The 20,369-nt window shown below is 73.3% G+C and carries 19 protein-coding genes and 2 pseudogenes; 10 read left to right on the top strand and 11 right to left on the bottom strand.

The genetic code is table 11. The features are described 5' to 3' along the window. Positions 1 to 86: 86 nt before the first annotated feature. The 4 genes from ACFY04_RS20485 to ACFY04_RS20470 all read right to left on the bottom strand — a co-directional run bounded on the left by ACFY04_RS20485 (position 87) and on the right by ACFY04_RS20470 (position 2,776). Positions 87 to 671 (bottom strand): amidohydrolase family protein, encoded by a 585-nt coding sequence (locus tag ACFY04_RS20485; RefSeq protein ID WP_389118493.1) that lies wholly within the window; start codon positions 669 to 671, stop codon positions 87 to 89. A 14-nt stretch (positions 672 to 685) separates the two neighbouring features. Beyond that, the gene (locus ACFY04_RS20480) at positions 686 to 1,552 is read right to left on the bottom strand and encodes an NmrA family NAD(P)-binding protein (RefSeq protein WP_389118491.1); all 867 of its coding nucleotides are present in this window, start codon (positions 1,550 to 1,552) and stop codon (positions 686 to 688) included. Between the two features lie 65 nt (positions 1,553 to 1,617). Next, the gene (locus tag ACFY04_RS20475; RefSeq protein ID WP_389118489.1) at positions 1,618 to 2,097 is read right to left on the bottom strand and encodes a hypothetical protein; all 480 of its coding nucleotides are present in this window, start codon (positions 2,095 to 2,097) and stop codon (positions 1,618 to 1,620) included. A gap of 160 nt (positions 2,098 to 2,257) precedes the next feature. Next, complete coding sequence (locus tag ACFY04_RS20470; protein ID WP_389118488.1) at positions 2,258 to 2,776, bottom strand: MarR family winged helix-turn-helix transcriptional regulator; 519 nt, start codon at positions 2,774 to 2,776, stop codon at positions 2,258 to 2,260. A 185-nt stretch (positions 2,777 to 2,961) separates the two neighbouring features. Here ACFY04_RS20470 and ACFY04_RS20465 point away from each other — a divergent pair, with 185 nt between their 5' ends. The 3 genes from ACFY04_RS20465 to ACFY04_RS20455 all read left to right on the top strand — a co-directional run bounded on the left by ACFY04_RS20465 (position 2,962) and on the right by ACFY04_RS20455 (position 6,956). After that, positions 2,962 to 3,735, top strand: a complete 774-nt coding sequence (locus ACFY04_RS20465) for a GntR family transcriptional regulator (RefSeq protein WP_389118486.1) — start codon at positions 2,962 to 2,964, stop codon at positions 3,733 to 3,735. A 366-nt stretch (positions 3,736 to 4,101) separates the two neighbouring features. Beyond that, positions 4,102 to 5,163, top strand: coding sequence for a betaine/proline/choline family ABC transporter ATP-binding protein (locus ACFY04_RS20460; RefSeq protein WP_351162064.1), 1,062 nt, complete (start codon positions 4,102 to 4,104; stop codon positions 5,161 to 5,163). Next, positions 5,163 to 6,956: an ABC transporter permease/substrate binding protein gene (locus ACFY04_RS20455; protein ID WP_389118484.1), complete on the top strand. Its 1,794-nt coding sequence runs from the start codon at positions 5,163 to 5,165 to the stop codon at positions 6,954 to 6,956. Before ACFY04_RS20460 ends, ACFY04_RS20455 begins: the two co-directional genes overlap by 1 nt. A gap of 84 nt (positions 6,957 to 7,040) precedes the next feature. Here the strand turns inward: ACFY04_RS20455 and ACFY04_RS20450 are convergent, their stop codons facing one another. Then, a complete protein-coding gene (locus ACFY04_RS20450) occupies positions 7,041 to 9,245 on the bottom strand; it encodes an MMPL family transporter (protein ID WP_389118482.1) in 2,205 nt (734 codons plus the stop codon). Positions 9,246 to 9,598: 353 nt separating this feature from the next. Between ACFY04_RS20450 and ACFY04_RS20445 the strand changes: the two genes are divergently transcribed. The 3 genes from ACFY04_RS20445 to ACFY04_RS20435 all read left to right on the top strand — a co-directional run bounded on the left by ACFY04_RS20445 (position 9,599) and on the right by ACFY04_RS20435 (position 11,750). Further along, entirely contained in the window at positions 9,599 to 10,699 is a 1,101-nt protein-coding gene (locus ACFY04_RS20445) for a sensor histidine kinase (RefSeq protein WP_389118480.1), read from the top strand. 17 nt (positions 10,700 to 10,716) lie between these two features. Continuing rightward, entirely contained in the window at positions 10,717 to 11,385 is a 669-nt protein-coding gene (locus tag ACFY04_RS20440) for a response regulator (protein ID WP_373040304.1), read from the top strand. Between the two features lie 143 nt (positions 11,386 to 11,528). Next, entirely contained in the window at positions 11,529 to 11,750 is a 222-nt protein-coding gene (locus tag ACFY04_RS20435; RefSeq protein WP_373040305.1) for a hypothetical protein, read from the top strand. Here the strand turns inward: ACFY04_RS20435 and ACFY04_RS20430 are convergent. Together ACFY04_RS20430 and ACFY04_RS20425 are read right to left on the bottom strand one after the other, a co-directional pair. Then, positions 11,725 to 12,087: an FAD-dependent monooxygenase gene (locus ACFY04_RS20430; protein ID WP_389118477.1), complete on the bottom strand. Its 363-nt coding sequence runs from the start codon at positions 12,085 to 12,087 to the stop codon at positions 11,725 to 11,727. The genes ACFY04_RS20435 and ACFY04_RS20430 overlap by 26 nt on opposite strands. Beyond that, positions 12,078 to 12,347, bottom strand: coding sequence for a hypothetical protein (locus ACFY04_RS20425; RefSeq protein WP_389118475.1), 270 nt, complete (start codon positions 12,345 to 12,347; stop codon positions 12,078 to 12,080). The genes ACFY04_RS20430 and ACFY04_RS20425 overlap by 10 nt, the downstream gene beginning before the upstream one ends. Before the next feature lie 166 nt (positions 12,348 to 12,513). On the opposite strand from ACFY04_RS20425, the gene ACFY04_RS20420 reads away from it, so the two are divergent. Further along, positions 12,514 to 15,402 carry a TIM-barrel domain-containing protein gene (locus ACFY04_RS20420; protein ID WP_389118473.1) on the top strand — a complete coding sequence of 963 codons (2,889 nt, stop codon included), beginning with the start codon at positions 12,514 to 12,516 and terminating at the stop codon, positions 15,400 to 15,402. Between the two features lie 58 nt (positions 15,403 to 15,460). On the opposite strand, the gene ACFY04_RS20415 is transcribed toward ACFY04_RS20420, so the two are convergent. Continuing rightward, complete coding sequence (locus tag ACFY04_RS20415; RefSeq protein WP_389118471.1) at positions 15,461 to 16,000, bottom strand: DUF6817 domain-containing protein; 540 nt, start codon at positions 15,998 to 16,000, stop codon at positions 15,461 to 15,463. A 192-nt stretch (positions 16,001 to 16,192) separates the two neighbouring features. On the opposite strand from ACFY04_RS20415, the gene ACFY04_RS20410 reads away from it, so the two are divergent. Beyond that, entirely contained in the window at positions 16,193 to 17,101 is a 909-nt protein-coding gene (locus tag ACFY04_RS20410; RefSeq protein ID WP_389118470.1) for a LysR substrate-binding domain-containing protein, read from the top strand. On the opposite strand, the pseudogene ACFY04_RS20405 reads toward ACFY04_RS20410, so the two are convergent. The 3 genes and pseudogenes from ACFY04_RS20405 to ACFY04_RS20395 all read right to left on the bottom strand — a co-directional run. After that, positions 17,069 to 18,367 (bottom strand): annotated as a pseudogene (locus ACFY04_RS20405) (MFS transporter); the annotation flags it as partial. The gene ACFY04_RS20410 and the pseudogene ACFY04_RS20405 sit on opposite strands and share 33 nt — an antisense overlap. Beyond that, positions 18,364 to 18,963 carry a TetR/AcrR family transcriptional regulator gene (locus tag ACFY04_RS20400; RefSeq protein WP_389118468.1) on the bottom strand — a complete coding sequence of 200 codons (600 nt, stop codon included), beginning with the start codon at positions 18,961 to 18,963 and terminating at the stop codon, positions 18,364 to 18,366. The pseudogene ACFY04_RS20405 and the gene ACFY04_RS20400, both read right to left, overlap by 4 nt. A gap of 83 nt (positions 18,964 to 19,046) precedes the next feature. After that, the gene (locus ACFY04_RS20395; RefSeq protein ID WP_389118517.1) at positions 19,047 to 19,376 is read right to left on the bottom strand and encodes a zinc-binding dehydrogenase; all 330 of its coding nucleotides are present in this window, start codon (positions 19,374 to 19,376) and stop codon (positions 19,047 to 19,049) included. A gap of 12 nt (positions 19,377 to 19,388) precedes the next feature. Here ACFY04_RS20395 and ACFY04_RS20390 point away from each other — a divergent pair. Both ACFY04_RS20390 and ACFY04_RS20385 read left to right on the top strand, forming a co-directional pair. Further along, positions 19,389 to 20,086, top strand: a pseudogene (locus tag ACFY04_RS20390) (GlxA family transcriptional regulator); the annotation flags it as partial. 32 nt (positions 20,087 to 20,118) lie between these two features. Next, on the top strand, positions 20,119 to 20,361 hold the full coding sequence (locus tag ACFY04_RS20385) for a DUF6158 family protein (protein WP_389118467.1): 243 nt from the start codon (positions 20,119 to 20,121) through the stop codon (positions 20,359 to 20,361). The last annotated feature ends 8 nt before the right edge of the window (positions 20,362 to 20,369 follow it).

The raw sequence follows: 20,369 nt of genomic DNA, 5'->3' as shown, positions 1-20,369 counted from the left end.
CTTCATCAGACAAGCGGACTTCAACAGCACGAGGACCCGGGGGCATAAAAACAGGCTACAGACTTAGCCCTGAGATTTCCGGCGCATCACACTAGTGCCGTGGCCGGGAAGGTTTGGCGGGCGTCGACCCGGTGGACCTTTCCGGCCACTGCACTAGGCAAATCGTTGCGGGTCACGGCTCGGAGAGGCCCAGCAGGTCCGGGGGACTCGAAGGTCAGATGGTCGTCGAGCCGACGGGGCAGCAGGGGGAGGGCGCCGCCCAGGTGCGAGGCCAGGATGCGCATCCGCGGATTGTGTGCCGGAATGCCCGCGAGGACCAGGCGCATGATCGCCACCGTGTCCTCGACCGGCGCCCCGACCATCCACGTCATGTCGCGCTCGGTGATCAGCTGGCCGGCGGCGCCCGCACCGGCCGGGTGGATGCACAGGACGGCGCCGCGCCGTTCGAGCTCTTGTAGACGGGGTGGAAGAGGGGATCGGCCAGGGTGCGGCCGAGTACGGTCGTGGTCACGCCGACGCCGGCCGCGCCGAGGCCCGTCGAGGGCACGGGTGACCTCGCGCAGCGTGGCGTCGACGTGGGGGAGGGGCAGCGCGGCGAACGCCCGGAACCGTCCCGGGAAACGGGCCACCAGCTCGGCGTACGCGTCGTTCGCCGCACGGGCCGGCGCCACGGCTTCGACACCCCCTAGCGGTGGAAGTGGGCGCGGTGCTCGTGGAGGAAGGCGTCGAGGGTGCGGGGCGGGCGGCCCAGGATGTCGCTGACGGTGGTGGTGGGGGCTTCGGGCCGGGTGACGGAGAGTTGCTGGATCTCCGTCACGTGGTCGGCGAGCCAGGCGGGCATGTGGGCGTTGCGGATGAGGTGGTCACGCAGTTCGTCCGGGGTGAGGTCGACGTAGCGGATCCGACGGCCGGTCAGGGCGGTCAGCCGTGAGGCGAGTTCGGGAGAGGAGACGGCTTCGGGTCCGGTCAGCGTGTAGGTGCCGCCGACGATGTCCGGCCGGGTGAGGGCGGCGGCGGCGACGTCGCCGATGTCGCGGCAGTCGATGTAGTTGCAGGGCGCGTCGCCCGTCGTGCCGAGGATGACGCCCTGGGCGACAGCGGGAGCCAGGCGCAGGAGGTTCTGCGTGAACGCGTAGGGGCGCAGGATGGTGTGGCTGAGGCCACCGGCGCGCAGGTGTTCCTCGACGGCGTGGTGTCCGCGGGAGACGGCGACCGGGGAGTCGGGCTCGGCGGCGGGTGCCGAGATCTTGACGATGTGTCCGATGCCGGCGTGGGCGGCGATGTCGATGACGCGGGTTTCGAGTTCGACCTGTGCGGGGCCGTTGGCCATGGCGAGGAAGAGCTGGCCGGCGCCCTTGAAGGCGGTGTGCAGGGAGTGGGGGTCGGTGGCGTCGGCGTACTGGACCTCGACGGGAGGCTGGTGAGCGCCGGTTGTGCCGGGGATCGGCCGGTGCGGGGTACGGGTCAGCGCGCGGACGGGCGTGCCGGACGTGGCGAGGCTGTGGAGCAGGGCGTTCCCGGTCGCTCCGGTCGCTCCCATGACGACGATCATCGTGTGCTCATTCCTTCGTGACGGTGACTTCCCGGCGACGGATGTCGCCGGGCGGACTGTGCGGGCTATGCCGTGGTGGTGCTGCGCCAGCGCAGGGTGACGATGGTGGTGGCGAGGGCGGCGGAGACGGGCAGGTCCACGCGCAGGCGCTCCAGCCACGGGGTGGTGGGGACCGGGGTGTGGGCGGGCAGCCACTGGGCGGTGAACCACCCCAGCAGGGCCGCCGCGCCGACGGCGGTGATGACGAGTCCGGCGGTCAGGACGCCGCGCGGCGTGGTGAGGGTCCACCGTCGGGGCTGCCCGCCGTGCCGCAGCCAGGTGCCGACCAGGAACGCCACCACGGCGGAGGTGCCGGCGATGGAGGTGCAGGCGGCCACGGCCAGGTCCCGCTGCCCGGTGACGACTCCGGCCGCACCGGCCGTCAGCGCGGGCGCGGCGTACGCGGTCAGCACCTCGCGCCACAGGGCGAACGGCCGAGGCGGCCGGGAGGGCTGGGAGGCTGCTCGGTCCGGGCTGGTTCTGGTTCCGTGCTTCGGCGCGGGCATGCTGGCCTCTTTCTCGTTCGGGTGAGGGAAGCGGTGCGGTGCGGTGCGGTGCGGTGGTGGAACCGCAGACCTGCTTCGGCAAAGTAATTAGGTGGCTAACTATTACGGCGTAAAAAGGGCCCCTGCCCGTAGAGCGGGGCCGGAACGGCTGTGGGTCGGGTCAGTCTGCCGCCAGGGCCGCACTGCCGCGTACGACGCGGGCGAGCAGATCCAGGAAGACCGCACGCTCCTCGACGGAAAGCCCGCCCACCATCGCCTCCAGCCGCCCGAAGTGCTCGGACGCCATGTCGCGCAGGCGCTGCGCCCCGCGCGCGGTCAGGACGGCCACCGTGCCCCGGCCGTCCTCCGTGGACGGGCGGCGGGCGATCAGGCCTTCGCGTTCCAGGCCGTCCAGCAGGCCGGTGACCGTGGCCCTGGAGACGTCGAGGTCGACCGCGAGGTGCGAGGGGGACTTCTCCCCGCCGTGGTCCTCGAGGTCCGCGAGCAGGCGGTAGCGCCCCGTCGACAGGCCGAACCGGGCGAAGTGCGCCTCGGCCGCCCGGCCGACCCGCGCACCCGCCGAGATCAGGCGCACCGCGACCAGTACCGCCTGTGGATCGACCTCCAGGCCGTAGTGCTCGACCTGCCGTCTGGCCTGGTCCAGCGTGGGTGCCTCGCCGTCGATGCCGTCCCTCGTCATGAAAGTAATATGGCAACTAATCAATTGCCTTGTCAAGGTGCCCGGACTCCCGGGATGGGCGTGCGTGGGGGCGGAATCGGCCAATCCGGGCCACGCGCCCCGATCCGCCTGACAGAAAGGTATAGACCAATGCTACGTTGGTCGGGCAACCGCGCAGTCCTTGACCACCCGTCAGAGGAGAAGCCATGCCCTCCCCTTCGCGGGGCGGCGGCCAGGCCGCCATGCCCAAGTACCAGCGGATCGCCGCAGCGCTGCGCCGCGATCTCGACCGCGCCGCGCACACTCCCGGCGGCCGACTGCCGTCCGAACGCAGCCTAGCCGCCCGCTACCAGGTCAACCGGCAGACCATCAGGGCGGCCCTCCAGCACCTGCGCGAGGACGGCCTCGTCGTCACCGGCCGCCGCGGCACCCGCCCCGCCGTCCCCGCCCTTGCCGCCGTCTCCGTCGTCCCGGCCGCGGTGCCCTCCGCCGGGCCCGCGCCGGCCCGGAGCTGGGTCGCGTTCGTCACCGTCCCGCCCTCGCTCGGCACGCTCCTCGGCATGGCCGGCGGAGACCGCACTTTGGTCCATCACCACCGCGAACGCGACCCGGCCGGTGAGACCCTCCGGGACGCCGTCACCTACTTCAGCCCCGGGGCCGTCGCGCGGAGTCCGGAGCTGGCGGCCCTCCGGAACCGGACGGTGGCGACGACGACCGCCCGCGAACAGGACCTGCCCCCCCTGCACCGCTGGCTCGACCGCGCCGCCGCGGTCGGCCGGGTCGCCGAGACCCTCACCATGACCCGCGTCACCCACCCGCAGTCCACCGCCCCCGCCTGCGGCCTGACCGTGCGCCGCACCCTGCACGACAGCTCCGGCCGGCTGCTGGCCGTCACCGACCTGGCCTTCCCCACCTGGGACCGCCTCACGTTCCATCGTGACCGCCGCGACCACGCGACCACCGGTTTCCGCATCACGTAACTCCCGGACCCGCGCTGTGGCCTCGGCCACACCCCGGGCGGCGGCGCACCGGGCCCGGCGGCCGGAGGGGCCGCCGGGCCGTCGCCCCAACTCCCCTCCCGGGGAGGGGCGTACCTGGCCACGGCCATCCGCGACCTCCCGCCCCGGCACGCGAATCCGCCTACGGGGCTCCCGTACCCCGTACGTGAGGAGGGTCACCCCGGCGTTTGCTCAGGTGAATGCAGGGCATCGGCGCTGCTGGAGCGGAACCATGCCCTCCGGCCCATCGGGGCGGAGGGCGTGGCGCACACGGGCAGATCCCGTCCCGCTCCACGGCCCGCCGGTCCGCCGGTGCGCGCCGTACTTGGTACGACCCGTGAGGTGTATGTGTCCACGCTCCAGGCCGAGCACGTCTACAAGGTGTTCGGGAGGCGTCCCGCCGACAGCGCTGCCGCCGTCCGCGCGCTCGAAAGCGGCGCAGGCCGCGACGAGTTGCGCGCCGACGGGACCACCGCTGCCGTGATCGACGCCTCCTTCGACGTCCGGCCCGGCCAGATCTTCGTCGTCATGGGTCTGTCGGGATCGGGCAAGTCCACTCTGCTGCGCATGCTGAACGGCCTGCTGGAACCCACCGCGGGACGCATCCTCTTCGGCGGCCAGGACCTCACCGCGCTGAGCGCGAGTGAGCTGCGCCACGTACGGTCCACGAAGATCTCCATGGTCTTCCAGCACTTCGCGCTGTTCCCGCACCGCAACGTGCTGGAGAACGCCGGCTACGGGCTCGAGGTGCAGGGCGTGCCCCGCCCCGAGCGCGAGCGGCGCGCCGCCGAGGCCCTGGCCCTGTGCGGACTGGAAGGCTGGGAGAAGTCCTGGCCCGACGAGCTCTCCGGCGGAATGCAGCAGCGGGTCGGCCTCGCCCGGGCCCTGGCCACCGACGCCGACCTCCTGCTGATGGACGAGTCCTTCAGCGCGCTGGACCCGCTGATCCGCCGCGACATGCAGGACCAGCTGCTGGAGCTCCAGAAGCGCCTGAAGAAGACCATCGTCTTCATCACCCACGACCTCAACGAGGCCATGCGCCTCGGCGACGGCATCGCCGTCATGCGTGACGGCCGCATCGTCCAGCAGGGGACCGCCGAGGACATCCTCACCCGCCCCGCGGACGACTACGTCGCCTCCTTCATCCAGGACGTGGACCGCTCCCGGGTCCTGACGGCCGACGCCGTCATGGACGATCCGGAGCCGGCCGCCGACGCCTGCGACTGCCCCACCGTCACCGCCGGGACCCCGCTCGCCGACCTGTGCGCCGTCAGCGCCCGCGTCCCGCACGCGGTCGCCGTCACCGGCGCGGACGGCTCCGTCATCGGCTCCGTACCCCAGGACCGCCTCATCGCCTTCATCGGCGACGAGCAGCGGCCCCCGATGTACTGCGCGGAGGTGGCCGCCTGATGCCCCGCCTGCACCTCGGCGCCTGGGTCGACAGTGGAGTCGACTTCCTCCAGAGCCATCTCTCCTGGCTGTTCGAGGCCATCAGCGCCCTCGTCACCGGCCTCTACGACGGCATCGACGCCGTCCTCTCCGCCCCCGCCCCCCTGCTCTTCGCGGGCATCCTGGCCGTCGCCGCCTGGTGGCTGCGCGGCCTGCTGGCGGGCCTGCTCGCCTTCGCGGGCTTCGCGCTGGTCGACTCCCTCGGGCTGTGGGAGGACGCCATGTCCACCCTGTCCCTGGTCCTGGTCGCCACGCTCGTCACCCTGGCGTTCGCGATCCCGCTCGGCATCTGGGCCTCCAGATCCGACCGGGTCAGCGCCCTGCTGCGGCCGGTCCTGGACTTCATGCAGACCATGCCGGCCATGGTCTACCTGATCCCCGGCATCATCTTCTTCGGGGTGGGCGTGGTGCCCGGAATCATCGCGACCATCATCTTCTCGCTGCCTCCGGGCGTGCGGATGACCGAGCTCGGCATCCGCCAGGTCGACGGGGAACTGGTCGAGGCCGCCGAGGCCTTCGGCACCAGCCCGCGCGACACCCTCGTACGCGTCCAGCTCCCGCTGGCCCTGCCCACCGTCATGGCGGGCGTCAACCAGGTCATCATGCTGGGACTGTCCATGGTCGTCATCGCCGGCATGGTCGGCGGCGGCGGGCTCGGCGGCGCCGTCTACAAGGCCATCGGCAACGTCGACATCGGCCTCGGTTTCGAGGCGGGCGTCTCCATCGTCATCCTGGCCATGTACCTGGACCGGATGACCGGCGCGCTCGGCCGCCACGTCTCGCCGATCGGCCGCCGTACGCTCGCCAAGGCGCGGGCCGCCGCGACCGGCGCGGCCAAGCTGTGGAACCACCGCCCCCAGCCCGCGTACGCCATCAGCGGCGCCGTCGTCCTGGCGCTCGTCGCGGGCGGCCTGAACACCTTCGGCGGTTCCGCCGCCGAGGAGGGCCCGGCCGGGGCCGCGAACATCGGCAAGGGCCGCACCCTCTCCGTCGGCTACATCCCGTGGGACGAGGGCATCGCCTCCACCTTCCTGTGGAAGGAGCTCCTGGAGCGCCGCGGCTTCAAGGTCGACGCCCGCCAGCTGGAGGCCGGAGCGCTGTACACCGGCCTGGCCGGTGGCCAGCTCGACTTCCAGACCGACGCCTGGCTGCCCGTCACCCACGCCCAGTACTGGGAGAAGTACGGGAACAAGCTGGAGGACCTCGGCTCCTGGTACGGCCCCACCTCGCTGGAGCTGTCCGTGCCCTCCTACATGAAGGACGTGCGCTCGCTCGCCGACCTCAAGGGCAAGGCGGATCAGTTCAAGGGCCGGATCATCGGCATCGAGCCGAGCGCCGGCGAGATGTCGATCCTCAAGGACAAGGTCCTGAAGGACTACGGCCTCGACGGCGAGTACAAGGTCGTCGACGGCTCCACGCCCGGCATGCTCGCCGAGCTGAAGCGGGCCTACGAGAAGAAGGAGCCCGTCGCGGTCGTGCTGTGGTCCCCGCACTGGGCGTACTCCTCCTACGAGCTGACCAAGCTCGAGGACCCCAAGGGAGCCTGGGGCAAGGGCGACGGGATCCACACCCTGGCCCGCAAGGGCTTCGCGGAGGACGAGCCGAAGGTCGCCGCCTGGCTGAAGTCCTTCAGGCTCACCGAGGAGCAGCTGACCGGCCTGGAAGCGAAGATCCAGGCGACCGGGAAGGGCAAGGAACAGCAGGCGGTCCGCGCCTGGCTGCAGGACCACCCCGAGATCGACCGGCTCGCCTAGTGCTGTGAAGGCGCCGCCGGGCGCAGGACCGTACGACGGTACGGGTCCTGCGCCCGGCGGCGCCTTTCGTGTGTGCGGGGCGGCTCAGCCGACCAGCACCCGGTCCGGGGTACGCCGCGGGTCCGGGTCGGTGTCCTGAGTGCGGCGGCGCGGGCGCACCGGCCACCACATGGACCGGCCCAGGAGGGTGGCCAGCGCGGGCACCAGCACGATCGACAGGACGAAGGCGGAGAGCATGATCCCGAGGGCCGTCGCGAAACCGATCTGCTGCGTGGACGGGGCGGGGGTGACGGCCAGGCTCCCGAAGGAGGCGGCCAGCACCAGGCCCGCCGTGGCGATGGCGGGTGCCGTGTGCCGCACGGCGCGGCCCACCGCGGCGCGGGCCGGACCGGGCCGGGCCATCTCCTCCCGGATCCGGTCGCTCATCAGGATGTTGTAGTCGGTGCCCAGCGCGACCACGAACAGGAACAGTACGAGCGGCAGGGTGAAGTCCACCCCGGGCCGGTCCAGCGCGTGCTGGAACACGAGGGTCGAGGCACCGAGGGTGGCGGCGAAGCCGAGCCCGACCGAGGCCAGCAGGATCACCGGTGCCAGCAGGCTGCGCAGCAGGGCGAGCAGGATCAGCGCGATGAGCGCCGCCGCCACCGGGAAGACCACCCGAAGGTCCTTGTCCACCGCCGTCGCGATGTCGGCGAAGACCGCCGCGGTGCCGCCCACGTACGCCTGCGTACCCGCGGGGGCCTGAGCCAGGGCCGTGGCCCTGACCGGACCCGTCACCAGGTCGCGCGCCTCCTGCCGCTGCGGGTCGGAGGTGAGGAACAGGTCGATCCGCGCCGCCCGCCGGTCCTCGCTGAGCACGGTGTCCGCGACCTGGCCCACCCCGCCGACCCCGGCGAGCGCCTTGGACAGTCCGCCGAGGCGTTCGGCTGTCAGGGCGGCGCCGTCGGAAGCGGTGACGAAGACGCTGGTCGGGTCCGACACCCCGGCCGGCAGGGCGCGGGATATCTCGGCCGCGGTGGCCACGGCGGCGGTGCGTTCGCCGCCCCCACCACTCTGGCCGTAGTCCATGCGCATCCCCACGACCCCGGCGGCCAGCGTGCCGAGCAGTGCCACCGAAGCCAGGACCAGCACGAACGGACGGCGTGCCACCCGGTCGCCCATCCGCGCGGCGGACCCCGCGCGGGGCTCTCGCTTCAGGGCGCGGGAAGGCCAGAACATCTTGCGGCCGGTGACCGCCAGCAGGGCCGGCATCAGGGTCAGGCTGCCCAGCAGCATCACCAGCACGGACAGCGCGATGGCCGGTCCGAGGACCCGGAACTGGCCGAAGGAGGCGACCCCGAGCGTGGCGAAGGCGGCGACGATGGTCAGGGCCGCGGAGGTGATGGCCGTACCCACCCGCCCGGCGACGTGGGCGGCCGCTTCGCGCCCGGACTGCTCGGGGTGTTCGCGCAGTTGCTCCCGGAAGCGGAAGAGGAGGAACAGGAAGTAGTCGATGCCGATGCCCATCAGAACCACACTGATCAGGCTCGGTGTTGATTCGGACAGTCCGATCCCGGTCAGCAGCGCGGCGCCGACCACCGCCCCCGCCGCGGCGCCCCCGATGACGCTGACCGCGAGCAGCGGCAGCAGGGCCGCGAGGGCGCTGCGGAAGACGAGTACGTGCAGCAGGACGATGACCGCGAGCATGGCGATGCCGACGACCGTAGAACGGGTCTTCTCCGCGTCCGTCGTGTCCACCCGGTCGGCGATCCCGCCGGTGAAGCCGGTGCGCAGTCCGTCTTCCGCCAGAGCGTCCCGGGCCGCCTCCCGGAAGGCCCGGTAGGTGTCCTGCACCCCGGGATCGGCGGGGTTCCCCGTCAGTTCGACGGACAGCAGCCGGAAGGAGCGGTCGGGCGCCGTCATGGCCGGGCTGACCCGGGGGACCTGCGAGTGGTCCTGTGCGAGCGGCATCGTCTCCTCGGTCCTGGGCATGGCGATGCGCTTCCGGGACAACCGCTCGGCCTGCGCGTCGATGCGCTGCTCGTCGGCGGCGGTGAGCGGCGCCTCGTCCGACCGGGCCACCAGTACGGTCAGGAGGTTGGCGTCCGGCTTCGCCCCGAACCGCTCCTCGGCGATCTTCAGAGCGGCCGCCGAGTCGTACTGCGCGGGAAGGAACCCGGCGTTGCCGGTCTGGACGGCGCGGAAGACGAACGCCTGGCCCAGGACGGCCGCCGCCAATCCCAGGACCACCCACAGGGCGATCACCTTCCAGGGACTCCTCGTCGAGAATCCGGTCAGGGCGCGGATCACATTTCCTCCGGTCTGTGCACTGTCGGCCAGGGGTTCCCGGCCTGACTCCAGACCATCAGGGGCGAGCGGGCGAAACGTCGGGTCCGGGGAGGATCCGCACCCCGGGACCAGGGTCCGGCCGTACGCGCCGACCAGGACTCCGGTCCTGGTACGGGCCACGACCGTGGTCGGGTGGCACGGGCGGCGGCCGGTGCCAGAATGGATCACCGGGGGACAGGACGGGCGGCATGGGGGCGGGCATGGGCGCGGGTACGCGTGCGGACACGAAGACGAAAACGAATACGGCTGCGGCTGCGACTGCGGGTGCGGACAGGGGCGGCGAGCGGGGGCCGTGGACGCGCAACGACGCGCTCGTGGCGATAGCGGCCGGTGCCACCGACCTCGTCGGTTTCTCCCTGGCGACCCTGACCGAGGGCGGGTCCCTCGGCGTGACCGCGGCCGCCCTGCTGGTCGTCTCGGCGATGACCCTGCTCGCCCGGCGCGACCACCCGCTGCCGGTCCTCGGCGCCGTACTGGCCCTGGGCGCCCTGCTGAACGTGGCCGCCCCGCTGTCCCCGCACTTCACCCTCAGCCTCACGGTCGCCCTCTACTCGGTGGTCAGGGTGAGCCGCCCCGCCGTGGTCGCCGTGACGGTGGTCGCGATGGTCCCGCTCGTTTCCGCGGGCCAGCGCGGCTGGCCGCTGCCCTACGGCTGGTGGGGTCTGGCCGGAAACGCGGTGGCCGCCCTCATCACCGTCACCGCGGCCGTGGTGGTCAACCGCCGGCAACGGGAGGCCGAGGCCCAGCGGACGCGGCTCGCCGACCGGGCGGTGGCCGAGGAGCGCCGCCGGATCGCGCGCGAACTGCACGACATCGTCGCCCACCACATCACCACCATGCAGTTGATGGCCGGCGGGGCCCGGGCCAACCTGGCGTACGACCCCGAGGTGTCCCGGGAGGCGCTGGTCACCCTGGAGGACTCCGGGCGGATGGCGCTGCGCGAGATGCGCCAACTCCTCGACGTGCTACGGGCCGGGGAGGAACCGGAACAGACCCCGCCGGCGCCGCAGCCCGGGGCGGACGATCTCGGCCGGATCATCACCGAGTCCCGGCTGGCCGGAACGGAGACCGAGTTCACCGTGGACGGGCCGGTCCGCCCCCTCCCGCCGACCGTGGGCCTCACCGTCTTCCGGATCGTCCAGGAGGCCCTGACCAACACCCGCAAGCACGCGGGCAAGGCGAGGGCCCACGTACGGCTCACGTACCACGGGGACGGGGTGGGCGTGGAGGTGCGCGACGACGGAGCGGGAGCGCAGGCACCGCCCGCACGCCCCACGGCGCGCTCCGGGTACGGTCTGATCGGTATGCACGAGCGGGTCGCCCTGCAGGGCGGAACCCTGGAGGCCGCCGCCCTCGCCGGTGGCGGATTCCGGGTGGCGGCCCGGATCCCTCTCCCGGTCCAAGACACCGCCTGAAGAGAGGAACCGCACGGATGATCCGTGTACTCATCGCCGACGACCAGCCGCTGGTCCGGCGCGGCCTGGCCCTGATCCTCGGCCCCGACCCGGAGTTCGAGGTCGTCGGCGAGGCCGAGGACGGAGCCCGGGCCGTGGCCCTCGCCCACGAGGTACGGCCCGACGTCGTCGTCATGGACATCCGGATGCCGGTCATGGACGGGGTCAAGGCCACCGAGGAACTCGCGCGCACGCTCCCCGAGACCCGCGTCCTGGCCCTCAGCACCTTCGACATGGACGAGTACGTGGTCGCGGCCCTGCGCGCCGGCGCGTACGGCTTCCTGCCCAAGGACATCTCCCCGGAGGAGCTGATCGCCGCGGTCCGCATCGTCCACACCGGCGAGGCGGCCGTCGCGCCGCGGCTGCTCAGCCGGCTCCTCTCCGCCTACGTACGGACCCCAGCGCGGCCGCGGTCGTGGGCGGCCGAGACCCCCCTCGAACTCACTCCGCGCGAGCTGGAGATCTGGCGGCTCATGGCCACCGGCCGGGGCAACGCCGAGATCGCCGCGGAACTGGACATCAGCATCTCCACGGTCAAGAACCACATCACCGGCATCTTCGGCAAGCTGGGCGTCCGCGACCGCGCGCAAGCGGTGATCGCGGCGTACGAATCGGGCCTGGTGGAGGCCGGTGGCGCGAGCGGTTGATCACCAAGTGCCCCTAAGAGGACCGGATTCCTCCCGCTGACCGCACCTCTGACCAGCCAGAACACTGGACGATTCGCCCGTGCGCACACGGGCCCGTCCATGGCACAGTGCGATCAGCCCAACCGCACGACGAGGGAGCCTTCATGCGCGATCAGCACGCCACGCCGCTCACGGCCGCCCCCGAGTGCCTGCCGGACCCGCGCCCGCTGCCCTGCTGTCCGGTGTGCGCGGACGCACCGGAACGCATCTCCTGGCGCCAGCGCCCGGGGCGGCCGGTGATCCTGGTCTTCGACCCCTGCGGCCACCGCTGGTCCTCCCCGGCCCCACCGGTCCTGGCGGTCAACCCACCGCCCCCGCGGACCTGACTGCCTGGTTCGGCCGGGGCCCGGCGACCGCCTCGGCGAGCAGGCGGCGGCCGGCCGCGGTGGTGAGGGCGCCCCGTACCGCCGTGTCCCGTACGGCGCGGGCGGGTGCCGAGCGCAGGGTCCAGGCACGGGTGGCGAGGTCGGTACGGGCGAGGACGCCCAGTGCGTCGGCCCGGCGGGTACGGCGCCAGGCCGCGAGCCCCGCGTCGGCCGGGCCGCCGCGGGCGGTGGCGGCGGGCAGCGCCGCGGCCGGGGAGACGGCGTCCCGCAGCCCCAGGTTGAGCCCCTGACCGCCGATCGGGCTGCACACATGGGCGGCGTCACCGATCAGCAGCACCCGCCGCCGTCGTGCGCGGCGAGGCGCCGGTGGGTGCGGAAGGTACTGCTCCAGCGGCATGCGCGGACCGCCGCCGTCCACCCCCGGGCCGCCGCCTCGGCGGCGATCCCCTCCGGGCCGCCCCCGCAGCCGCCCGCCACCCGGCCGTGCGGCAGGTGCAGCACGACCCGGGCCCAGCCGTCGAGGTGCATCGGGAGCACGACGAGCAGGCCGCGTGGACCGCCGACCATGTGGACCCGGGCCGGGTCGTCGCCCACCATGCCCCGCACTCTATCCAGGCCGCACGCCACCTGATAGATGCTCAAAGATGCGTGAGAGAAGTCGACTTCGAGCATCATCTTTCACCGAGGCCCATCGGAGCGCTATCTTGCCGGGAGCATGCCAAGGAGCTGTGTCCGTGTCCCGGACCGCACGAGGAGCTGCCCCATGAGACTGCCAAGCATCCGCAGGAGCCAGGGTCGGCAAGGCCCGTCAGGCAGCCGAGTTCACGCGGCGCGACGGCGGCGCAGGCGGCGCACCCCGGCCGTCGCCCTGCTCGCCGCCGCCCTCACCGTGGCGGGTCTGGCCGCCGCCGGACCGGTCGCCTTACCCGCCTCGGCCGCCCCCGCCGGAGCCGCCGCCCCCGCCGGAGCCACGGCGACGGCCGGCGACGTCACCGGTTTCACCCGGTCCGGGAACACCTTCACCGTCACCGCCTCCGGCGGGGCCAAGGCCCGCGTGGTCGTCGCCCGCGCCGACATCTTCCGCCTCTGGCTCTCGCCCGACGGGTCCTTCACCGACGACCCGGCCGGCACCGACCTCGCGCCCACCACCGATTTCGGCCCCGTGGCCACGAGCTGGTCGGACGCCGGCGCGTACTACCGGATCACCACCGGATCCCTCTCCATCCGGGTCAACAAGAGGCCCCTGCAGTTCTCCGTCTTCCGCGCCGACGACACCACACCCGTCTGGCAGGAGACCCGGCCCACCAGCTGGACCGGCGGCCGGACCACCCAGTACCTGGCCCGGGGCGCGGACGAGCAGTTCTACGGCACCGGCCTGCGCCTGGGCGAGTGGGCGCTGCGCGGCAAGACGGTACCGATCGCCGTCGACAACAAGTGGCGCGAGAACGACAACGCCAGCCCCGCCCCCTTCTACATGTCCACCAACGGCTACGGCGTCATGCGCAACACCTGGGCCCCGGGCTCCTACGGCTTCGACGCGCCCACCACCCTCACCCACGACGAGAAGCGCTTCGACGCCTGGTACTTCACCGGCGACTCCCTCAAGTCCGTGCTCGACGCCTACACCGACGTCAGCGGGAAGCCGTTCATGGCGCCGATGTGGGGCTTCGAGCTCGGCAACGCCGACTGCTTCAACGCCTCCAACCCCGACTACCAGGGCGATCACAACCGGCTTCGCCACCAGACCACCCCCGACGTCGTCGGCTACGCGGCCGACGCCCGGGCCGCCGACATGCCCTCGGGTTGGTTCCTGCCCAACGACGGCTACGGCTGCGGCTACACCGCACCCCTCAAGGCGACGGTGGACGCCCTGAAGGCCAAGGGCTTCCAGACGGGCCTGTGGACCTCCACCGGCCTCGGCTCCATCGCCGACGAGGTGGGCACGGCCGGCAGCCGGGGCGTGAAGACCGACGTGGCCTGGATCGGCAGCGGCTACAAGTACGCCTTCGACGGCGTGCGGCAGGCCGTTGACGGGATCGAGAAGAACTCCGACGCCCGCCGCTTCGTCTGGACCGTGGACGGCTGGGCGGGCACCCAGCGCAACGCCGTCGTCTGGACCGGCGACACGTACGGCACCTGGGACGACATGCGCTGGCACGTCCCCGCCATCACCGGAGCGGGTCTCTCCGGCCTCAACTACGCGGCCGGTGACATCGACGGCATCTTCGGCGGCAGCCCGCAGACGTACACCCGGGACCTGCAGTGGAAGGCCTTCACCCCGGCCTTCATGACCATGTCCGGCTGGGGCGCGACCGGCCCGTCCGCCGGCTACCACGACAAGCAGCCCTGGCGCTTCGCCGAGCCGTACCTGTCCATCAACCGCAAGTACCTGCAGCTCAAGATGCGGTTGATGCCGTACCTGTACACGATGAGCCGCGTCGCCCACGAGAGCGGCGTACCCAGCACCCGCGCCATGGTCCTGGAGTACCCCGACGACCCGGTGGCCCGCGGCAACCTCACCAGCGGACAGTTCATGGCCGGTGACTCCCTCCTCGTCGCGCCCGTCGTCTCCGACTCCCCGGTCCGCGACGGCATCTACCTCCCCGCCGGGACCTGGACCGACTACTGGACCGGCCGTGCGTACGCGGGCCCGGGGTGGCTGAACGGGTACCAGGCACCGCTCGACACCCTGCCGCTCTTCGTCAAGGGCGGCGCCGTCGTACCGATGTGGCCGCAGATGAACCACACGGGGGAGAAGCCCGTCTCCACCCTCACCTACGACATCCACCCGCGGGGCACCTCCTCCTTCAGCCTCTACGAGGACGACGGCCGCACCCGCGCGTACCGGACCGGTGCCTACGCCCGCCAGCGGGTCGACGTCACCGCCCCGGCGGCCGGCACCGGCACGGTCACCGTCTCCGTGGGGGCCCCCACCGGCGACTACACCGGCAAACCGGCTTCCCGCGGCCACGAGTTCACCCTGCACGTGGCCACCGCACCCGCCACCGTCACCCTGGACGGGACCCCCGTGCCGGGCCTGGCCTCCAAGGCCGCCTACGACTCCGCCGCGTCCGGCTGGTACTTCGACCCGGCGGACCGCTCCGGAGTCCTGTGGATCAAGACGCCCGGCACGGCGGGCGCGTTCACCGTCGCGGCCACCGGCACCAGCGTCCCCGCGGCGGCGGCTCTGCCCTCATCCGCCCCGATCGACCGGTCGGCCTGGTCCCTGGTCCACGCCGACAGCCAGGAGACCGCCGCCGAGAACGGCGCGGCCGCGCGCGCCTTCGACGGGAACCCGGCCACCCTGTGGCACACGGCCTGGTCCTCGGCGAAGCCCGCCCCGCTCCCGCACGAGATCCAGATCGACCTCGGCGCCCGCTACGCGGTGGACGGCCTCGGCTACCTGCCCCGCCAGGACGGCGGCGTCAACGGCCGGATCGGCGGCTACGAGGTCTACGTCTCCGACACCACCGCCGACTGGGGGCCGCCGGTGGCGAGCGGCACCTTCGCCGACACCGCGGCCGCCAAGACGGCGGCCCTCGCCCCGAAGAGCGGCCGCTATCTCCGCCTCAAAGCACTGACCGAGGCGGGCGGCCGCGGCCCCTGGACCAGCGCCGCCGAGATCACCCTCACCGGTCGGCCCGCCTCCTGACCGCCCAGGGGGTGTCTCGCCGGTCAGGCCGGGCTCGCGGCGGCCGGCAAGGCACCCACTAGCCCTCCAGACCGCCGAGCACGGCCCGGCACTCCCGCCGGGCCGGCTCGCTCAGCAGTCCGCGCAACCGTGTGAACAGGGCGCGGAGTTCGGCTCCCCACGCCTCGCGGAAGACGGGATCGATCCGCGCGAGGTCGAGCTCGTTGGCCGCCGACAACTCGGCGAGGTCCCGCCGGAGTTCCAGGGCGGGGGAGTGGACGCGGCCGGTGAACCGGTCCCGGAAGGCCGCCTCCGCGCAGGCGAGCGTCGGATACGAAGCCGCGCGGTCGCAGGCGGCGTACCCGTACACGATCTCCTCGGCCTCGTCGCCGATCACCGCGGCCAGTTCGGCCCGCCGGGCGAGCGGCAGCAGGGCGGTGGGGAAACCGTCCGTACCGTAGAACGCGTGGCACAGGCCGGCCCGTCGGAGCGCGGGCCGCGCTCCCCAGGACGCGAGCAGCCCCTGTACGCGTTCAAGGTGGGCGAGGAGGGTCCCGCCCGGGTGGGCGATCTCCTGCGCACCGAGTTCCCGCAGCCATGCGACGGCGTGATCCGACACCGGCGTGTCCCTCCGGTCGACGTGGACGGGGCGGACGGGTCGACACCCGGCCCCACCCGTGCCTGGGTTCCGGACCCCGTGGCGCGGGCAGGGGCGGGTTGCCGCCCGGGCCCTGCATCGATCTTGATCCCATCCAACACCCAAGTCAATCCTCCGATTTACTCCCCACCTCCAAGCGATACCTTGGGGTTCATGACCCTCGATGATCTTCGTGTGTTCGTGGCCGTATGCCGCGCCGGCAGCCTCAGTGCCGTGGCCCGCGACCTCGGCTGCACCCAGTCGGCCGTCAGCCAGCACGTCCGCCGCCTGGAGAAGCAGACCGGCACGAGCCTCCTGGAGCGTCACGCCCGTGGCGTCGTACCCACCGAGGCTGGCCGCATCCTCCAGGCGGCCGCCGCCGACGGCATCGCCGGACTCGACGGCGCCCTGCGCCGCGTGGACGACCTCGTCCGGGGCGGCGGCGGCACGGTCCGCGTCACCACCGGCGCGACGACCGTGCGGCACTTCATGTCCGAGGCCGTCGTCACCTTCCGCCGCCGCCACCCCGAGGTGAGCCTGGAGTTCCAGACCGAGAACTCCAGCCGCAGCTGCTTCGACGCCCTCGCCGCCGACGACCTCGACCTCGCCTGGATCACCATCGGCGGCCCCGTCCGCGGCATCGAGCTGCGCCCCGTCATGGAACTGCCCTGGGTGCTCGCCGTCGGCGCGGACGACCCCCTCGCCGCCCGCGCCCGCATCGACCCCGCCGACCTCGCCGGCATCCGCCACATCCGACTGCCCGAGAACTCCGCCTCCCGTGCCCACCTCGACGCCGCCTTCGCCGAATCCGGCATCCGGGTCAGCTCCGACACCAGCGTGGCCGACTGGGACACAGCCCTGCTGCTCGCCGAACTAGGCCTCGGCCACGCCGTCGTGCCCGCGCTGCCCGGCTGGCGGGTCCCCGGCTCCGACGGCCCGCTGCGCCTCGTGCCGATCCCCGCCCTGCCGCCGCTCGCGGTCGGCTGGGCCGTCCGCCGCTGGGCCGCCCTCGCCCCGCCCGCCCTGGTCTTCGCCGACGAGGTCGCCCGCAGCTGCCGGGCGCGCGCCGCCGGGCAGCAGTGACGCCGCCACCAGTCCTACGGCCGTCAGCGCGGCCAGCGCCACCAGCGGCGAGCCGTGCGGCCCGGCGCTCGCGGCGACCGCGATCCCGAGGGCCGGGCCGACGTTCATGGCCGTCTGCTTGAGCCCCCCGACGACCCCGGCGTACCCGGCCGGGGCCTCGCCGACCACGGCCCCGGTGGCCGTGACCATGACGGTGGTGAACCCGGCGCCGAGCACCCCGAAGGCCACCGCGGACGCGGAGCCCAGCCCGGCGATCCCGGCGACGACCAGCCCCGTACCGGCCAGCGCGGTCCGGCGCGCACCGAACCGGCGCAGCGCCAGGCCCGCCACCGGGGCCCCCGCCACCATCAGCGCGGTCAGCGGCAGCACCCGCACGCCGGTGGCGAGCGGATCCAGCCCCTCGACGTCCTGGAGCTGGAACGTGGCCGTGAACAGCGCCCCGAACATGCCCGCGGAGACGATCAGCAACAGCCCCATCGAGGCCGTCACCGCCGTGGACCGGGCCACCGCGCGCGGTACGAACGGCTGCGCGGCCCGCCGCTCGCGGCGTACGAACAGGGCCGCGAGCCCGGCGGCGGCCCCGAAGCCGATGACGGTGGGCGCGGCGGTCCACCCGTACGCGGGCACGCCGACCAGCGCGTGCACGAACACCGCGAGGGCGGTGGCGAGCAGGGCGGCGCCGGTGAGCTCCAGCCGCCCGCGCTCCGTCCGCGGCGGCGCGGGGGCCCGTACGGCGAGCGTCAGCGCGGCGATCACCAGCGCCACCGGCACATTGATCACGAACACCGCCCGCCAGTCCCACTGCGCCACCAGCACACCCCCTAGCAGCGGACCGGCCGCCGCGGCCAATCCGATCGCGCTGGTCCGCACGGCGACCGGAGCGGCGAGCCGGTCGGGCGGATACGCGAGCCGCAGCAGCGCCAGCGTCGCGGGCTGCAGCAGCGCGCCGAACACGCCCTGCGCGGCGCGCAGGGCGATCACCCAGCCCACGCCGGGCGCACACACGATGCCGGCCGAGGCGGCGGCGAAGCCGAGTACGCCGACGAAGAGCAGCCGGGGGTGCCCGTACCGGTCGCCGAGGCGCCCGGCCACCACCAGGAACGCGGCCACGGCCAGCAGATAGGCGGTACTGGTCCACTGGACCTGCGCCACGCTCGCCCCGAGGTCGCGCCGAAGACTCGGCTGCGCCACGGTCAGTACGGTGCCGTCCAGCGCGACGAGCATGGCTCCCGCCACACTGACGAGCAGTGAGATCCGCTGCCTCATACGGGCTCCGGACCGAGGTGGGCGTGGACGGCGGCGCCGACGAGCCGTTCGACGCCGTCGGCCGGCGCGCCGCCGAGGACCAGGGGCAGGCTGCCCCAGCGCCACAACTGCGCCACGCCGTGCAGGTTGGCCCACAACGCGGCGGCGGTGACGGAGGGTTCGGCCGCCCCGCACCGGCGGACGAGCGTCACGAGGAGATCGAACATCGGGAGGGTCGACTCCCGCAGCCGCGGCCCCTCGGAGGGACCCTGGCCCGTACTGTCCAGCAGGTCGTGCCGGAACATCAGCGCGAACATCCCCGCGTGCTCCAGCGCGTAGCCGACGTACGCGCACCCGATCGTCCGCACCCGCTCCCGCGGGGACGGCTCCGGCGCACCCGCCGAGGCCGCGATGCGCACCCCGAGATCCTCGAACCCGCGCCGGGCGATCGCCGACAGCAGGGACTGGTGGGTGGGGAAGTACCGGCGCGGCGCCCCGTGCGAGACACCCGCCCGGCGGGCGATCTCCCGCAGCCCGAGAGCGCCGGCGCCCTCGCTCATGACGAGTTCCACACCCACGTCGATCAGCCGCTCCCGGAGCGGTCTCTCCTGGTCCATGGTCACTGTCTACCAGGGTGAGTAGACAGTGTCTACTCACCCTGGCGTGCCGCGGACGCCAGTGCGGCGGCGTCGATGGCGGGTCAGGCCACGGACAGGACGATCTTTCCCCGGGTGGGTCCGCCCGCGCCGAGCGTGTGCGCCCTGGCCGCCTCCTCCAGGGGGACCACCGCGTCGACCCCGACCCGCAGCCGGCCGCTGTCGACCAGGGCGGCGATCGCGCGCAGCGCGGCCTGGTCGGGCTCGACGAGCATGAACACCGCGCGCACCCCGGCCGCGCGGGCCCGTTCGGCGGGGAAGGTCCCGTCCGGGGGCACGATCGAGATCAGTGTCCCGCCGGGCCGCAGGGTGCTCAGGGAGCGGGACCAGTAGGCGGGCCCGACGGCGTCGAGGACGACGTCGACGTCGCTCACGGCCTCCGCGAAGGCACCTACGTCCTGGCCGCCGCGGGCCTGCTCGACGGCCGTCCGGCCACCACCCACTGGCGGGAGGCCGACCGGCTGCGGCGGACGTTCACCCGGGTCCGCGTCGACCCGACGTGCTGTTCGTCGACGACGGCGACGTACTGACCTCGGCCGGGGTCGCCGCGGGCATCGACCTGTGCCTGCACATCGTCCGCCGCGACCACGGCAGCGCGATCGCCAACGACGTCGCGCGCGCCTGTGTCGTTCCGCCGTGGCGCGACGGCGGGCAGGCGCAGTACATCCGCCGCCGCGTTCCCGCCCCCACGGCCGGCGGCACCGCGCCCACGCGCGCCTGGGTACCGGAGCGGCTCGGTGAACCCCTGACCCTGGCCGACATGGCCGCTCACGCGAAGGTCAGCGTCCGGACCTTCACCCGCCGCTTCCGGGACGAGGCCGGAGCGAGCCCCGGACGATGGCTCGTACAGCAGCGGATCGAGCGGGCCCGGTACCTGCTGGAGACCACGGACTGGCCCGTCGACACGGTGGCCGCCCGCGCGGGCCTGGGTACCGGAGCCTCGCTGCGCCAGCACCTGCGCACCGCCATCGGGGTCTCTCCCCACGCGTACCGCCGTACCTTCCGCACGGCACGCCCGGCCCCGGAGGCCCTGTCCCGTGGAGCGGGGGATGATGGAGTGGCCGGGGAGGCAGGCCAAGTGTGATCCCGCGGCCCGGTGGAGGAGGTGCACGTGCCATGACGGAGCACGACGGCGGTCCGTCGGCGCAGAAACTGGAGGAGGGCCGGCTGCTCAAGGAGCTGGAGGCCATCCACCGCACACGCCACGAGACCCTGTTGCACGGGTCCGACGACGCCCTGGTCACCCACACGAAGCGGATGAACGAGCTCGAGCACGAGTACGTACGCCGCCACCCGCAGCGGGCCCAGACCCCGGGCCGCACCCGATCGGGAGCCCGCGCGCGCGGCACCGGCGACTAGGACCGGGG

The organism is Streptomyces sp. NPDC001549, assembly GCF_042894025.1.
Classification (GTDB): Bacteria; Actinomycetota; Actinomycetes; order Streptomycetales; family Streptomycetaceae; genus Streptomyces; species Streptomyces kutzneri.
The sequence above is the reverse complement of the archived record's forward strand: the minus strand, read 5'-3'. Positions and strand labels throughout refer to the sequence as shown.